General features: G+C 54.4%; 9 protein-coding genes. 7 read left to right on the top strand and 2 right to left on the bottom strand.

The window, feature by feature from the left end; genetic code table 11:
• Positions 1–94: 94 nt before the first annotated feature.
• The 7 genes from GJJ30_RS08730 to GJJ30_RS32020 all read left to right on the top strand — a co-directional run bounded on the left by GJJ30_RS08730 (position 95) and on the right by GJJ30_RS32020 (position 12,385).
• A complete protein-coding gene (locus GJJ30_RS08730) occupies positions 95–3,535 on the top strand; it encodes a TonB-dependent receptor (RefSeq protein ID WP_154174757.1) in 3,441 nt (1,146 codons plus the stop codon).
• Positions 3,536–3,555: 20 nt separating this feature from the next.
• Positions 3,556–5,289, top strand: a complete 1,734-nt coding sequence (locus GJJ30_RS08725; protein ID WP_154174756.1) for a RagB/SusD family nutrient uptake outer membrane protein — start codon at positions 3,556–3,558, stop codon at positions 5,287–5,289.
• 77 nt (positions 5,290–5,366) lie between these two features.
• Positions 5,367–6,353, top strand: coding sequence for a hypothetical protein (locus GJJ30_RS08720; RefSeq protein ID WP_154174755.1), 987 nt, complete (start codon positions 5,367–5,369; stop codon positions 6,351–6,353).
• A gap of 36 nt (positions 6,354–6,389) precedes the next feature.
• Entirely contained in the window at positions 6,390–8,582 is a 2,193-nt protein-coding gene (locus GJJ30_RS08715) for an outer membrane protein assembly factor BamB family protein (protein WP_154174754.1), read from the top strand.
• Positions 8,583–8,878: 296 nt separating this feature from the next.
• Positions 8,879–10,255: an enolase C-terminal domain-like protein gene (locus GJJ30_RS08710; RefSeq protein WP_154174753.1), complete on the top strand. Its 1,377-nt coding sequence runs from the start codon at positions 8,879–8,881 to the stop codon at positions 10,253–10,255.
• Between the two features lie 73 nt (positions 10,256–10,328).
• Positions 10,329–12,236, top strand: coding sequence for an SGNH/GDSL hydrolase family protein (locus GJJ30_RS08705; RefSeq protein WP_154174752.1), 1,908 nt, complete (start codon positions 10,329–10,331; stop codon positions 12,234–12,236).
• Positions 12,236–12,385: a DUF5989 family protein gene (locus GJJ30_RS32020; protein WP_170299150.1), complete on the top strand. Its 150-nt coding sequence runs from the start codon at positions 12,236–12,238 to the stop codon at positions 12,383–12,385. Before GJJ30_RS08705 ends, GJJ30_RS32020 begins: the two co-directional genes overlap by 1 nt.
• Positions 12,386–12,401: 16 nt before the next feature.
• Here GJJ30_RS32020 and GJJ30_RS08700 read toward each other — a convergent pair whose 3' ends face one another.
• Positions 12,402–14,105, bottom strand: a complete 1,704-nt coding sequence (locus GJJ30_RS08700) for a DUF3863 domain-containing protein (RefSeq protein WP_205880546.1) — start codon at positions 14,103–14,105, stop codon at positions 12,402–12,404.
• A gap of 385 nt (positions 14,106–14,490) precedes the next feature.
• On the bottom strand, positions 14,491–16,764 hold the full coding sequence (gene bglX, locus GJJ30_RS08695; protein WP_154174751.1) for a beta-glucosidase BglX: 2,274 nt from the start codon (positions 16,762–16,764) through the stop codon (positions 14,491–14,493).
• Position 16,765 lies beyond the last annotated feature (1 nt).

The following is a 16,765-nucleotide window of genomic DNA, read 5'->3' as shown; positions in this document are numbered from 1 at the left end:
CTGCAAAGCCCCTTTGACAATCAACCTCTCCAGGATGAAGAAGGGTATTTTTTGTCTATTCGTAATCCCAAACAGCCAAAAAACAAGTAAAAGTATGGAAAAACTTCGACAACCGCTTAGCCTGTTGCGTAGCTTTATGAAATTGACTTTCTATCAGTTACTACTGGCAGCGATCTTCACCGGACTAGCCCTCGCCCGCCCGGTCGAAGCGCAGCGAGTGATGGACCAGCGCGTCACGGTTCAGGTGACGAACCAGTCGGTCAAAACCGTTCTGCAGCAGTTGTGCAAACAGGCCGACGTTCGTTTTGCTTACCGTTCGGCGCTGGTTCAATTGAATGACCGCGTCTCGCTCAATGCGACGAATCAGCCGTTGAGCGCGGTGCTGACCAATCTGCTCAAACCGCTCCAGGTTTCTTACCTGATCAAGGGCCGCCAGATTATTCTGACGCAGGAAGTCGTGTTGCCCATGACTCCGCAGGAACTGTTGCGCCTGACCATCGAAAATGCCGCCGATCGAACCGTGACCGGCTCCGTTTCTGACGAGTCGGGGGCCAGCCTTCCGGGTGTGAGCATTGTGGTAAAAGGTACGACGCGTGGTACCACCACCGACGCCAACGGCCAGTTTCGGATGTCGCTGCTCACCGGCGATGATGTGCTGGTTTTCAGTTTTGTCGGTTACCTGACGCAGGAAGTAACCGTCGGCGCACAGAGTACCCTCAACATTCGGCTGGCGACAGATACCAAAAACCTGAGTGAAGTCGTCGTCGTTGGGTACGGTACCCAGAAACGCTCGGATCTGACGGGATCGGTTTCGTCAGTGAAAGCGGAAGATGTGAAAAGTCTGCCGGTTCGCAGCGTGAACGAAGCCCTGCAAGGCCGGGCCGCGGGCGTTCAGGTGACCCGGAACGACGGTTCGCCGGGCGCCAGCTCCGATATTGTAATCCGGGGCGTCGGTTCCATTGGGGGCATGGCTCCGCTTTACATTGTCGACGGTATCCGGATGTCGTCGGGCAATAACTTCAACCTCCAGGACGTCGAATCCATTGAAATTCTGAAAGATGCGAGTGCCGCTGCCATCTACGGGGCGCAGGCTGCGGGTGGCGTTGTGCTGGTGACGACCAAGCGCGGAACCAGCATGGACAAGATGAACATCAATTTCAACGCCTACTACGGGGTTCGTCAGCCGCTCAATTTATTCAAACTGCTGAATACCGCCGACTATTACAAAGCAAAAACCGCCTTCGGTGTCGCCACCAACAGCTGGGGTGACCCCAATACCTTGCCTAACAACGACTGGGTCGATGATTTATACACCTCCGGCGGGGAGCAGAGTTATTCACTTTCCTTATCCGGCGCTTCGGCCAAGAGCAACTATTACCTGTCGGTTAACTACCAGCGCGAGGGCGGTACGATCATCGACAACTGGTTCAAGCGGTACGGGATTCGTTCGAACGCCGATTTTAAAATCAACCGCCGGTTCAAGGTGGGTGAAACGCTGTACGGCTGGATGACGGGCACGAATCCGACGGTCAGCACGACCTTCCCCTTCCGCTCCGCGCCGGTTATTCCGGTTTACGACCCGACCAATACTTACGGCGGCTGGGCCAAAACCGGTAACTATTTCGGTGGTCCGAACCTGGTTGGTAACGAATTCATCAACCACCAGTTAAACCAGACCTACGCCCTGGAAGGCAACGTGTACGCGGATTGGGAAATTACGAACGGTCTGAACTTCCGAACGACCTTCGGCGCATCGATCTACAACGTCAAAAACTACAAATTCGTGGAAGCCTACGATTTCGGGATCGTCGCCAACCGCGTTGCTTCACTGGGCCGCGATGGTAACAATCAGCGAAACCTGACGGCCAACCTCGTGTTGACCTATGCCAAAACCTTCGGTCAACATGATCTGAAAGCGATGGCCGGATATGAAGCCTACCAATCCGACCTGAGTTCCCTCAGTGCCTCGGCGCAGGGCTTTCCGTATGTAACGTATAACCTGGGCTTAACGACTAACCCCAGCAGCTACGTCGCCAGCGGGGGCGAGTTTCCGCAAACCCGGCTGCTTTCGCAGTTTGGGCGGATCAACTACGTTTACGCCAATAAGTACCTGCTTACCGCCAACATCCGTCGGGATGGTTCAGACCGGTTTGGCCCCACGAACAAATTCGGGGTGTTCCCCTCGGCGTCTATCGGCTGGAAACTGACCGAAGAACCGTTCATCCGCGACAACCTGACGTATTTTTCCAACCTGAAAGTTCGGGCGAGTTACGGGAAATTGGGTAGCACCAGTAACATTCCCCAGTATACGTACCAGGCATCTTATGGCGGAACGAACGGCACGAACAGCATGGGGCTGGCCGACGGCAGCACGCGCGCCAAAGGGTACGCGCTGACTGCCCAACTCGCCAACGAAAACATTCGTTGGGAAGCCGTCAACCAAACGGACGTTGGTTTGGACATCGGTTTGCTGAAAAATGCGCTGAATATCACCGTCGACTGGTACAGCCGCCAGACGCAGGGGATGATTTATCAGGTTCCGGTGGCGCAGTCGGCCGGTTTTGGGAACACGTCCGTGTATACCAACATCGGTCAGATGAGCAACAAAGGGCTTGAACTGGCCGTCGATTACCGGGGAAAAACCGGTGCGTTCACCTACGCCATCGCGGCCAATGCGTCATTCAACCGGAACCTGGTGAAGAAACTGGACGGCGTTAACAACAACCCGATCAGCGACGGCCAGGCCGGGCTGGACCTCGACGGCAACGCCGGACGCACGGAAGTCGGTCACCCGATGAGCCAGTTTTACGGGTATATCGTTGAAGGTATTTTCCAGTCGGATGCCGACGTGAAATCCCTGAACGAAAAAGCGCAGCAGGCGGCCGGTTCTGCCAGTGTGTATTACCAGAACGCCGGAACGGCTGCGGGTGACCTGCGGTACAAAGACACCAACGGCGACGGACGCATCACGGTGGCCGACAAGACCTTCATCGGAAACCCCTGGCCCAAACTCACCTACGGTTTGACCCTCAATCTGGGCTGGAAGGGTTTCGACTTAACCGCCTTATTCCAGGGCATTCAGGGCGTCGATGTGTACAACGGGAACAAGTACTTCACGGAGTTCATGTACGGCGATTACAACACCACGAAGGACATTTTCAACGCGTCGTTTTTCAACGGCAACGGCCTGACGAGTTCGCCACGCGTGGGGGTGACCAATTCCGCCGGGGCATTTTCGCGGGACCCGAACGCCAACTACGGCCGGATTTCGAGTTATTTCGTAGAAGACGGTTCGTTCCTGAAACTGCGGAATCTGCAAATCGGCTACACGCTGCCGAATGCCCTGACGAGAGCGATCCGGGTGCAGGACCTGAAAATCTACGCCCAGGCCCAGAACCTGCTGACGTTCACGAAATACAGCGGTCTTGACCCGGAAGTGCTGGGACGCAACGGCACCACCGCCCGCGGAATCGACACGATTTTCTCGTATCCGCGCACCCTGTTGCTGTCGATGGGTATTAACCTGAGTTTCTAACCGCCAACGCATTCCAACCCATGAAACTATTCTTCAAGTTATCTTTCCTTGCTTTTTTGGTGGCGGGTATCGTTTCCTGTAAAGAGGATTTCGTTGACGTCAACAACCCTACCGCCATTTCAACCGCCAGCTACCCGGCCAGCGTTTCCGATCTGGAACAACTCCTGACGGGGGCATACGGCACTCAGCACGCCGTTGGTATTTTCGGCCGCGCCATTGGTCCGTACAGCACCTACCTCTGGGATCACACCACGGATTTGAGCTGGCAGGGATCGCCCAACTGGATTCAGATGGGGCAGAACAACGCCCTGCCCAGCGACGCTTTTCTGGTGCAGATCTGGCCGGATTTGTGGCGGGGTGTACAACGCTGCAACACGCTGCTGGCCGGTGTGGAGCGGGTTTTGCCCACGGCTTCGACCACGGACGCGGCTTCGATCAACCTGATCAAAGGGCAGGCGCTTTTCCTGCGGGCCTGGTATTATTTCTACCTGACCACATTCTGGAGCGAAACCTTCATCGTGAACGGCGCGGGTGGTGATAAAATGGGAGTCCCGATCGTAACGACCGTCGCCAACAACCTGTCCGAAACCCAGATTTCCCGTTCAACCGTCAAACAAAGCTGGGATTTCATCATTAACGACCTGAAACAGGCCGAAACCCTGCTGAACGGAAAAACCTGGACCGCCGTTGCCGACAAACACAAAGTGGATCAATGGGGGGTGAAAGGGTTTCTGGCCAAAGCCTACGTCTTTACCGAAGACTGGAACAACGCCAAAACCTACCTGAGCAACATCGTTACGACCAGCAACAAATCGCTGGTTTCGTTCGATGTGTACAAAAACATGTTCAACGGACAGAATGAATTCAATTCCGAATCGCTGTTTGAGCTCAACCTGAACGTCGACATGACCTACTCCGGTTCGGATTTATCAATGGGTTCCATGATGGGCACGCTGATTGCGCCTTCGTACGTGAGCCCCACCACCGGAACGCCCATCGCTTCGGCCTGGACGAACGTATTCCCGCACGCTAAAAACATCGCCCGGTTCGGCTTTAACCTGGGTCATTATTTCCCGAACGGAACCACGTCGGCCAACATCTCGAACGTCGATAAGTCGTACATCACCAAATCCATTACGGCCCGGGCGAACAAAACCGTTGACCCCCGGCTTTGGGTGGCCTGTCTGCAACCGTACGTCGATTCGATGGTGGTTGCCGGGGTAAAACGGCCCATTTCGCACTACCTCGACATCACCGAGCTGGACATGGAAGCCTGGAGTTTCCGGAAGTACATCAACCTAAACGGAACAGAGCTGGAAATCAACCGGGCAAATCCGTCCAACATTCTCTGGTTGCGACTGGCCGATATTTACCTGCTCTACGCCGAAACCCTGATGAAAACCGGCGACAACGCCACGGCGCTGGAATACATCAACAAGGTGAAACGACGCGCTTACGGGTATCCGGTCAATACGGTTTCGCCGGTTGATTACAAAAGCCTGACCGACCAGACGATGGCACCCGACAACGTACTGAAAAGCGATCCGCTCAAGTACGAACGCTGGGCCGAGTTCTTCGGCGAATTCAACTGGTGGTTCGACGTCTGCCGGTGGAAAATCGGAGATAAGGAAGCGGCTTACTACCAGAAAATCCGGGGCGGGGCAATTCAGTTCGACCCAACGGATTACGCGCAGCCCATCCCGATCAACGAGATCACTGCGAACGTTAATATGAAACAAAATCCGGGTTATTGATAACTGCCCCCAACCCCCTGAAGGGGCTCTTGCCACTAGATGCGAAAAGCCCCTTGAAGGGGTTGGGGGTTAATCCTATGAAGAAAATCGTCGCTTTTTTCGTTATTCTTCTCAGTTTCGTCAGCGCCACCCTGCTGCCGCCGTTTCCGGAAGCGGAACTTTCGAACGGGTTGATTCGGGCCAAATTGTACCTGCCGGATTCATCAACCGGTTATTACCAGGGCACACGGTTCGACTGGTCGGGCGTGATCGCGAGCCTGACGTACAAGGAGCATTCGTATTTCGGTCAGTGGTTCGAAACATACGATCCGAAGCTGCACGACGCCATCAGCGGGCCGGTTGAAGAATTTATGCCGATTGGGTACCAAGAAGCCAAACCGGGGGACGACTTTCTGAAAATCGGTGTCGGTTCACTCCGCAAAGCCAAAGACGCGCCGTACCGGGCTGCTTCGCGGTATGCCATTGTCAATCCCGGCAAGTGGACGGTTAAAACCGGGAAAGATCAGGCGGTTTTCACGCATGACCTGACCGATGCGGCCGGGTATTCGTATCGGTACGAAAAAACCGTCCGGCTTTTGAAGGGAAAACCGATGCTGGTGCTGGAACACCGACTGAAAAATACCGGACAAAAGCCCATCGAAACGACGGTGTACGACCACAATTTCTTCATGCTGGATCAGCAGCAAACCGGGCCGGATGTTTCGGTAACCTTTCCATTTGCGCTTCAGGTCAAGCCGTTGCGCGGCATCGGCACCTTTGCCGACATTCAGGAAAACCGGTTTGTGTATTTGAAAGAATTGCCCAAAGGCGAAAGTACGCATTGTTACCTGAGCGGTTTCGGCGATTCCGCAAAAGACTACGATTTCCGCATCGAAAACCGCAAAACCGGGACGGGAGTCCGCGTCGTGGGCGATCAGCCTTTGGTGCAACTGGCGTTCTGGTCTATTCATACCACAGTCTGCCCTGAACCGTACATCAAAATTAAAGCCGAACCGGGACAGACGTTTACGTGGAAAATTTCGTACGAATATTACACGTTGCCCGGCACCGCGTCGGCCCGTTGATTCACTCCTAAATCCGTACCGTTTTTCCCTACAACCATGAAATTGGCGCTATCAATCCCTGCGCTTGGGCTGTTGGTTTTGGGTCTGGCTGCGATCACGCCCAACCGCCCCGCTGACGAAACCGGTCAGGACTGGCCCTATTACGGCGGCAATACAGCCGGAAACCGGTATTCTCCGCTGAAACAGATCAATCTGCAGAACGTTAAAAATCTTCAGGTTGCCTGGACCTACAATGCAGCCGAAGCCGACGGCAAAACCGGCCGACCGCTCGAAATTCAGTGCCAGCCCATCGTGATCAACGGACTCCTGTACGGCACCACGCCGATGCTGAAAGTCTTCGCGCTGGACGCCAAAACCGGTCAGCAACGCTGGCTGTTCGATCCGTTTAAAGACAAATCCCCGCGCTTCAGCCAGAGCCGGGGGGTGATGTATTGGGGAAATGGCCCCGACAAACGCATTCTGTTCACCGCCGGTTCGACGCTTTACGCCCTGAATGCGTTGACGGGCGAACCCGTTACCGGTTTTGGAAAAAACGGCGAAGTGGATTTGCGCGAGGGGCTGGGCGATGACTCCAAACGGGACATCAGCAAACTATCGGTCAGCTCGACCACGCCGGGGGCCATTTACAAAAACACGCTGGTGCTGGGCTCAACGGTTTCGGAACAGGGCGACGCGGCACCGGGCCACATTCGCGGTTTTGACATCCGCACCGGCACCGTTCAATGGGTTTTCCACACCATTCCGCAGCCGGGCGAAGCGGGTTACGAAACCTGGCCGAAAGAGGCTTACAAACGGATTGGGGGTGCCAACAACTGGGCGGGGATGGTGCTCGACGAAAAACGGGGTACGGTTTACCTCGGAACCGGTTCTCCCTCCGTCGATTTTTACGGCGGCATTCGTGCCGGCCAAAACCTCTATTCCGATTGTATTCTGGCTCTGAATGCCGAAACCGGTAAAATGCAGTGGTATTTCCAGACCATTCACCACGATTTATGGGACCGCGACATTCCCTGCCCGCCGAATCTGGTGACGGTGAAACACAAGGGAAAAACCGTTGACGCGGTGGCCCAAACGACCAAAGACGGTTTGGTGTACGTTCTGAACCGCGATACCGGCGAGTCGCTTTTTCCGGTGGAAGAACGCAAAGTTCCGACGGCTCCAGCCCTGCCCGGTGAGGTTCCGTGGCCGACGCAGAAGTTTCCGCTCAAACCCGCCCCTTTCGCCCGGCAGGTGTTTACCGAAGCCGATATTACCAATCGCACGCCCGAAGCCCACGCGTTTGTGAAAGAGCGGTTTTTGAAAACCCGCGCCGGTGACAAATTCATGCCGCCGAGTCTCGAAGGAACCTTGTTTTTCGGCATCGGCGGGGGCGCGGAATGGGGTGGCAATGCTGCCGACCCCGACGGTATTTTGTACCAGAACTCGAACGAAATGGTCTGGGATTTAAAAATGGCCGATCTGGCCGCCCGGAACGCCGAAATTGCCTCAAAAGGGAAAACGTTGTATCAGGCCAACTGTGCCGCCTGTCACGGCCCCGATCGCAAAGGCAGCGGTCAGGAATACCCCAGTCTGGTTGATATTGGCAAGCGGCTTTCGGGTCAGGAAATCAACGCGGTTTTACGCTCGGGGCGCGGGAGGATGCCGTCGTTTCAGCATATTTCGGATCAGGATCGGTTTACGCTGGTTCGGTATCTGCTGAACGCAGACACCCAAAAACCGGAACCTAAACCCGCTGAAAGTCAGGATCCCCACAACGCCCCGGTTTTGACAGAAACGGACAAAAAAGTAGAATTCCCCTACATTCCGCCTTACATCAACAACGGCTACACCCGGTTTTTCGACCCGGACGGTTACCCGGCCGTTAAACCGCCCTGGGGAACCCTGAACGCCATCGATCTGAATACCGGTGAGTATCTGTGGAAAGTCCCGCTGGGCGAATTTCCGGAATTGACCCAAAAAGGTGTTCCCATTACCGGCACCGAAAATTACGGCGGGCCGATTGTCACGGCGGGCGGACTGGTTTTTATTGCCGCAACGAAAGACGAACGCATCCGGGCTTTCGACAAAAAAACCGGGAAGGTTGTCTGGGAATACCAGCTTCCGGCGGGCGGTTTTGCCACGCCGATTACCTACCTGGCGGGCGGAAAACAGTACGTCGTTATTGCGGCCGGTGGAGTAAAAAACGGGCATAAACCGGGCGGTTCCTACATCGCCTTTGCCTTGCCGTAAAATCGTATAAAATTTCTCATTTGAATGTAACCTACGAGATTTGATGGTTGATTGTAAGCCGATTAAGTGCCATAGGCACGAAATGTTTGTAGCAAAATCCTCACCCAATAGCTTTCGCATGCCTTTAGGTACGCAATCAGTGGGTGTAGCGATCAACCCTCTCTCGGTTCACATCACTGTAGTTTTTCTGCAAAAATCACCGTCGAATTGTACCGGACTTCGCCAATAATTTATAAACTTAAACGATTAAACACCTATCCATTCAAAGCACGTCCTAAAACCCTTCTTATTTAATCATGAAAAAAGACGAAAACGTTGCTGAATTGAACAGCCGTCGCGAGACGCTGAAAAAAATAGGTTTTGGCTCCGGGGCCGGTTTGCTCGGGCTGTTCGGCGGCATGTCCACCGCCGAAGCCCGCGAACGCCAGGGAACGCCCTCCTACGCGAAAGCGATGGCTCCCGTCAAAATCAAATCCGTTAAAGCCATTGCGACGGCCCCGCAGGGCTCCAACCTCATCGTGGTCAAGGTCGAAACCACCGAACCCGGATTATACGGTTTGGGTTGCGCAACCTTCACGCAGCGGGCCGCCGTGGTCGTGGTGGCCATCAATACTTACCTCAACGAATTCTGCGTCGGCAAGGATGTGGATAACATCGAGGACATGTGGCAGTCGGCCTACGTGAGCTCCTACTGGCGGAATGGACCGGTTTTGAACAACGCACTCTCCGGGCTGGATCAGGCGTTGTGGGATATCAAAGGCAAGCGCGCCAACATGCCGGTTTACCAGTTACTGGGCGGCAAAGCCCGGTTTGCAATTCCCTGCTACACGCACGCGGGCGGCAACACGCCCGAAGCGGCCGCCGAGAGCGTCAAGAAATTCATGGAGGAAGGCTACAAGCACATCCGGATTCAGCAGGGCGGTTACGGGGCCGTAGGTGCCAATGCCGCCAACGCCCAACCCGACTTCAAGGCAGCCAACTTCGGGGGCGCCACCGACAACTACATGAACGAACAGATGTATTTGAAATCGGTGCCGAAGATGTTCGAGGTCGTGCGCAAACAATGCGGGGAAGAGGTCGAACTGCTGCATGACATTCACGAACGGGTGCAGCCGATCAATGCTATCAACATGATCAAAAAGCTGGAAGAATACCGCCCGTTCTTCATCGAGGATCCGTTCTCACCCGAAAACATGAAGTGGTTTGCGCAACTCCGGCAGGCGACGTCGGTGCCGATTGCGATGGGTGAATTGTTCAACAACATCAACGAATTCAAGGAGCCGATGGCCAACCAGTGGTTCGATTTTATCCGGATTCACGTTTCGCAGATCGGCGGTATAACGCCCGCCATGAAAGTGGCTCGGCTGGGTGAGTGGTTCAACGTCCGCACGGCCTGGCACGGTCCCGGCGACGTTTCGCCGGTGGGTCACTCGGCCCACGCGCACATCGACCTGGCCGTCTGGAACTTCGGGATTCAGGAAGCGGTGCAGTTTTCGGACAAAATGAAGGAAGTCTTCAGCGGTTGCCCGACGATGAACAAAGGCTACATGTCGGTCAACGAGGTGCCGGGTCTGGGGGTGGATATCAACGAAAAGGAAGCGGCCAAATACCCGATCACCACCAAATCCAACTGGCAGGTCCGCAAATCCGACGGAACGATCATCCGCCCCTGAAAACGACTCCTGTAACAAAATGGCCCTTCTCAATTTACGCTGGTAGATTGGGAAGGGCTCTCCGGTTTTGCTCATGAAGAAGCGGTTGTGGCTGTTTAAAGGCCTGGCGTTGGTGCTACCCCTGCTGGCGTTGGCGCTTGTGGAAGGGCTGCTGCGGCTGTTCGGTTACGGCCACGATTACCGGCTTTTCGTGGACGATCCGGACCACAAAGGGTACTGGATCGTAAATCAGCACGCATCCGAGCGGTATTTTACTGAAACGGATAACGCCACCGTCGGCAACTTTGAGCCTTTCCTGAAAAAAAAGCCCGACGGCACCTTTCGGATCTTTGTCCTGGGCGAATCGACGACGATTGGGTATCCGTATTTTCACAATGGTTCGTTCCATCGCTGGCTGCACTACCGCCTGATGCACACGTTTCCGAACCGAAATTTTGAGGTGATTAACCTGTCGATGACGGCGGTCAACTCGTATACGGTTTTTGATTTTGGAAAACAGTTGGTTGATTATGAACCCGATGCGGTTTTGATTTACACCGGGCACAACGAATACTACGGCGCGATGGGCGTCGGCTCCACCAGTTCGCTGGGCAGCCAGCCCGGGCTGGTGCGGATGGTGCTTCAACTTCGGGAGTTCCGGCTTGTCCAGTTGCTGAACCGAACCTGGCAGCGGATTCGCCAAACCGCATCGGGTCAGAAGGTGGATTTGCGCGAAGGCATGATGAAACGTATGGCCGCCGACCAGCAGATTCCGCTCGGATCAGAAAAGTATCAGAACGGCATCGAGCAGTTCAAAACCAACCTCACGGACCTCTGCCAGTCGCTTTCCGGCGAAAACATTCCGGTTTTTGTAAGTACGCTGGTCAGCAATGAGAAGGACTTAAAACCGTTCATCAGCGCGCCGGGAACGGCATCCGCCGAACAACAATTCCAGTTGGCCAAACAGGCTTACGAGAAAGGAAACGTTCGGCAAGCCAAGCAGCAGTTCGTGCAGGCCAAGGAGCTGGATTTGTTGCGGTTTCGGGCACCCGAAGCCATCAATCAGGTGATTCGGGAACTGGAAAACCGGTTTTCGAACGTAACGGTGGTAGACAGCCGGGCGGTTTTTGAAACCCATTCGCCCAGTGGCATTCTGGGCCGGGAAACCTTGCTCGAACACGTTCACCCGAATTTGTACGGTTACGCCCTGCTTTCCGATGCGTTTTACGAAGCGCTGAAAAAGAAAAAACTGCTCGTCACCGACGGAGCGAACGAAATCTCCTTCAAACAATTGCGGCAACAAATGCCCATCACGCCGGTCGATTCGCTGAAAGGTACCTACGAAGTAATGATTCTGAAGGAAAGTTGGCCGTTCAACGAGCCGATGCCGCCGGAAGAAAACCGCCCCAAAACCGTCGAAGAACAGCTGGCGGGCGGGCTGGTTGTGAAGCAGATTGCCTGGCGCGACGCGATGAATCAACTGCTGGCTCACTACGTGAAAACTCAAAACCAGCGCGGGGCCGTGCAGGTCAGCGAAGCGCTGGTACTCGAATATCCCTATGATCCCACGTATTACGGCCAAACGGGTAAACTGCTTTTTAGTGCGAACCAGCCGGAGCGGGCAGTTTGGTATCTGAAAAAAGCTTTTCAACTGGAAGAGACGTTTGCAACCGCCCAGAGCCTGTTCATAACGTTGCTGAAACTGGACCGTCCGGACGAAGCGCTGCCGTATCTCCGCTACGCGGCTGCTCATAACGAAACCCAGTTTAGCCTGAATGAGTTACAAGTCTTTGTCGAGCAGCTGGTTACGGCGAAAAAACAATACCTGGCCGACACCACGAACGTGATCCTGAGCAACCAACTGGCCGCCGGTTATCTGAAATTTGCCAATGCCACCGGGGCTGCCAAGTACTTGGCCAAATCGCTCCGAATCGATCCGCGCAATGCCGCAGCACTCCAACTGCAGGCGCAACTCCGGACCCTCAAAACCGCTCCCCACTGATGGATTTTTTCCGCGAATTCTGGCTTTTCATGCGGACCCGCAAACGGTACTGGCTGTATCCGTTACTCGTTCTGCTCCTGCTGCTGAGTGCGCTGACGGTTTTTACGACCGGTTCGGCGCTGGCCCCGTTTATTTATTCGCTTTTTTAAGAAGCGGTTCAATAGACTACTTACTATTCGAAAGATCTAATTCAATTACATTGTCAGCCGGTGAAATGACGAAGCGGTTTTTGTCGGTTGGCGTTGAGAAGGTTCCGGTTGTAGTTTTCACGCTGTATTTCATGCCTTCAAATTCGCAATCCATCCGGTTTTGACTGATTGCTTTAAAGGGCAAGCTCTCGGTTTTAGCCGCATCGAATCCCAGAAACCACTTCGGTACCTGATCGCCTTTCACCGAAATTTTGACGGTTTTTTCGTCAATATCCATTTCCACCTTCCCTTTGCCATCCGCTAACGGCCAAGAAATGTGCAGCTTACCCGTTGCCGGGCTGGTGACAACCGGATCTCCGCCCTTCAGCAACTCTTCTTTTCCGTCGACCAGCGTTTTAAACCGCAAACCGGCCAACAACCCCTGTTTTTCGCTCCAGAGATAGCCGTCCACCACCGGCAGCGTAAAAAATGAACACTCGTTCGAGGTCGCTTTTTGAGTGGTATAGATCGACGGAAAATTTTCGTCGAACAGGTGAATATCGCGAATCCGCAGGCTGTTGTTTTCCCACAACAGATTCAGGCGGTAAAACCGGCTGTTGAACCACACGGTTTTTTGGTTCTCGCCAGGCAGGTCATGTTCAACCGTAAATGCCGTCGCCGGGGTTGTTTTGAAGTTCTTTTTGAACCAGTTGCCGGACGCTTCCAGGGTTTCGACCCGGATTTTTCCTTCATCCCGCAAGCGGGCAATCAACGGCATCTGAAGCGCAAACCCTTTCGCCATCGCATCCCAGGTAAACGAATTTTCCTGCCCGGCCTGTGCGTAGTTGAACGCCAGCGATTCGCCGTTGATAAATTCCTGAAAAAACCAGTTGACCCAGGTGCTATCGCCCCCCCCTTTGGCATAAACCGGTTCGAGTGTAATGACGCCCTGCCGACTGGACCCAAGCCCCGTATCATACTGCCGGATGGGATCGCTCCCGAGCATCCGGAAAATCGGAACCGGCAGTTGTTTTTCCTCGTTCTGCGCAGGCATGTACGAGTTCATCCGGCTCGGGTAATACGCCTGATTCCAGTAGCCGCCCCAGAGCGTGTAGCCATCGGTGCCGTACTGGTCCTTGCAATTGCTGGAAGCCACGATTTTGTACTTGTCGTACAGGTAATTCAGGGTGTGCGTATCGATGAACCACGAGCCAACCGATTTGGGATAATACCCGAAAATCGCCTTGAAATCTGCCATGTAGACATCGGCGATTTTCTCGCGCTCGGCGGGCGTGTAGCCAGTTGAAAAACCAACATCCGCGTGCCAGTCCCACGGAAACCGACCACGCCATTTCAGACCGGCTTTTTCAACCAGCGGTTGGGGTAATTCCCACCACCCTCCAATTTCGTAAGTCTCGGCCGGTAAACTTTTTAGTAATTTCTGATAGCGCGGATCCATCAGGGCGTCGTATTGCAGCAGAAAAGTACCGCCCAGTTTGTATTCTTTCATCATGGCAACCTGCTTCACAACCGTTTGATAGAGAACATCTTCGGTAATTTTCGGATCGCGGGGCTCCAGCAGCCGGATGAAATTGACAATGTTAACGATTTTGGGTTCGGACTTTTCAGTCGTCGAGCCCGAATTGGTTTTGCATCCGATAAAAGCGCAAACCAAAGCAATGTTCAGACAGCTAATCAGGAGAATGGCAAGCGGTTTTCTTGCGTTAAAAGCAGAGAGCATGACGTTGTTTTAAAATCGAGCAGGGTTGGAATAGCGTATTTCTGGCCGTAATAGTACCGCAAACCGCCTTGTTTTGCAAACGCTGTTGTTATCGAATGCTTGCCCAATTTTTGCCGCTGACGCCCGTTGCCTCTTTCCTTGGACTGTGTTGCGTCAAAGTCCAAGGAAGTTTTTTAGTCGCATAGCGACCTAATGTTTGTAGCAAAATTCCGGACGGGCGTGTTTTGGATCGCGTAGCGATCTAACGGCGTGTTTTTGTTCGGTCGCTACGCGACCATTCGGAAAGAATTAACTGGTTTTGCTACAAACATTAGGTCGCTATGCGACCGAAAAGCGGATGCCCCTTCTGCTGCAAAACTATTCGTACGGCAAAGACTCGGTTTCCTTAACGAACCAATTTAAAACCAGCTTCCTTCACTTCCTGCGAATTCGTTCCGACGAACACCTTGAAATCACCCGGTTCGGAAGTCCATTTCATGGCGGCATCGTAAAATCGCAAATCAGCTTCGGTCAGCGTGAACGTAACATTTCGGCTTTCGCCTGGTTTCAGGGCAATTTTCTGAAAGCCTTTCAGTTCCTTCAACGGCCGGGTGACGCTACCAACAAGGTCGCGGGAATACAACTGCACCACTTCTTCACCCGCCAGATTGCCGGTATTTTTAACGGTTACGCTGACTTGCAGCTTGCCGGCCGCCGTCAGGGCCGGGCTGCTCAGGTTAATGTCGCTGTAGGAAAAAGTGGTGTAACTCAGTCCGTAGCCGAACGGATACAAAGGCGTGTTTGGCGCATCCAGGTATTTGGAGGTGTATTTATTATTCGGGTCCATCGGGCGACCCGTATTCTTAGCACTGTAATAGACCGGAATCTGCCCGACCCGTCGCGGGAAGGTCATCGTCAGTTTGCCCGCCGGGTTGTAATCGCCCACCAGCACATCGGCAATGGCGTGCCCGGCCTGTGTGCCCAAAAACCAGGTTTCCAGCATCGCCGGAACGTGCTCGTGTTCCCATTCCAGCGTCAGCGGGCGGCCGTTCATCAACACCAGCACGACCGGTTTTTTCGTGGCCAAAACCGCTTCCAATAACTTCCGCTGGTTCTCCGGAATCCCGATGTCTGAGCGGCTGGCGGCTTCGCCGGTCATTCCCTGCGATTCGCCCAGGGCCAGCACGACCACGTCGGCTTTCTGCGCGGTCGAAACCGCTTCGTCGATCAGTTGTGCGGGCGATTTTTCGTCGGTCGAAAGATTCCCGCCGTTGTTGTTCAGCTTGGTCAGTAACTCCTTGTCGTCGGTGATGTTGGCCCCTTTGGCGTACAGAAGCGTTGCGCCATTGCCCAGTTTGGCCTGCAAACCCTCGCGCAGACTAACGGCTTTCTGCCAGTCACCGGCGGCACTCCAGTTGCCAATCATGTCGCGTTTATTATCCGCTAAAGGGCCAATCAATGCCAGCGTACCGGTTTTCTTCAGCGGCAAAACCTGCTCGTTTTTGAGTAAAACAATGGATTTCCGGGCGACATCACGCGCTAGTTCCAGTTTGTCGGCGCTCATGATCTCACGCGCGGCCCGTTCGTCGTTGATGAATTTATACGGGTCCTGAAACAAGCCGAGTTTGTATTTTGCCTCCAGCACGCGCCGGGCGGCTTCGTCCAGTTCCGGCATCGTGATCTTTTTGTCGGCCAGCAGCTTCGGCAATTGGGTGCGGTATACATCGCCCTGCATGTCCATATCCACGCCCGCTTTCAGTGCCAGCGCGCCCACTTCGTATTCGTTCGCGCCCACGCCGTGCTGAATCATCTCGTTGATCGCCGTGTAATCCGTCACGACAAATCCCTTGAATCCCCACTGTTTCCGCAGCAAATCGGTCATTAGCCAGCGGTTGGCCGTCGCCGGAATACCATCGACTTCATTAAAAGACGTCATCACCGTGGCGGCACCTGCGTCGATAGCGGCTTTGTAGGGCGGCAAATACGTCTGGAACATTTCCCGGCGACTCATGTCCACCGTGTTGTAATCGCGTCCGGCCTGAATCGCTCCGTACAGCGCGAAATGCTTCACACAGGCCAGAATCTGATCCGGTTTCGTCAAATCACCCTGATAACCTTTTACTTTCGCTTTGGCAACCTGTTCGCCCAACCAGGTGTCTTCGCCGACACCCTCGGCGACCCGGCCCCAGCGCGGATCGTGGGCAACATCGACCATCGGCGAGTAGGTCCAGTGCAGGCCGTCGGCGCTGGCTTCCACGGCGGCCGCGCGGGCGGTTTTTTCCAGCAAACCCAGATCCCAGGTACAGGCTTCGCCCAGCGGAATCGGGAAAATGGTGCGGTGGCCGTGAATCACATCGTACCCAAACAGCAGCGGTATTTTCAGCCGCGATTCTTTCACGGCCAGGTCCTGCAACTGCCGCACGTATTTCGGCGAATAGGCGTTGAAGATCGCTCCGCAACGGCCTTTCTGAATATCTTCCTTGTACGTGGAGCGCAGCGTCGGTCCCGTCACGTCCATGTCACTCGTAAATAGGGTTAACTGCCCGACTTTCTCCTCCACGGTCATTTGTTTCAACAGCCGATCGATGAAGGTATTCATGGATGTCGGAGTCGTTTTGGCAGCAGGCTGGGCCAGCACCGAGCCAACCGCCAGGCCGTATAGGAGAATCGCCTTTTTCATG

The sequence above is a fragment of the Larkinella terrae genome, from assembly GCF_009668025.1.
Lineage (GTDB): Bacteria > Bacteroidota > Bacteroidia > Cytophagales > Spirosomataceae > Larkinella > Larkinella terrae.
Note: the sequence above shows the minus strand (reverse complement) of the source record. Positions and strands in the feature narration are given on the sequence as shown.

Excerpts from the sequence above, each read along its gene's own strand:
- GJJ30_RS08720 (WP_154174755.1), top strand. The coding sequence starts at position 5,367 with ATGAAGAAAATCGTCGCTTTTTTCGTTATTCTTCTCAGTTTCGTCAGC.
- GJJ30_RS32020 (WP_170299150.1), top strand. The coding sequence starts at position 12,236 with ATGGATTTTTTCCGCGAATTCTGGCTTTTCATGCGGACCCGCAAACGG.
- GJJ30_RS08725 (WP_154174756.1), top strand. The coding sequence starts at position 3,556 with ATGAAACTATTCTTCAAGTTATCTTTCCTTGCTTTTTTGGTGGCGGGT.
- GJJ30_RS08730 (WP_154174757.1), top strand. The coding sequence starts at position 95 with ATGGAAAAACTTCGACAACCGCTTAGCCTGTTGCGTAGCTTTATGAAA.
- GJJ30_RS08705 (WP_154174752.1), top strand. The coding sequence starts at position 10,329 with ATGAAGAAGCGGTTGTGGCTGTTTAAAGGCCTGGCGTTGGTGCTACCC.
- GJJ30_RS08700 (WP_205880546.1), bottom strand. The coding sequence starts at position 14,105 with ATGCTCTCTGCTTTTAACGCAAGAAAACCGCTTGCCATTCTCCTGATT.
- GJJ30_RS08715 (WP_154174754.1), top strand. The coding sequence starts at position 6,390 with ATGAAATTGGCGCTATCAATCCCTGCGCTTGGGCTGTTGGTTTTGGGT.
- GJJ30_RS08710 (WP_154174753.1), top strand. The coding sequence starts at position 8,879 with ATGAAAAAAGACGAAAACGTTGCTGAATTGAACAGCCGTCGCGAGACG.
- bglX (WP_154174751.1), bottom strand. The coding sequence starts at position 16,764 with ATGAAAAAGGCGATTCTCCTATACGGCCTGGCGGTTGGCTCGGTGCTG.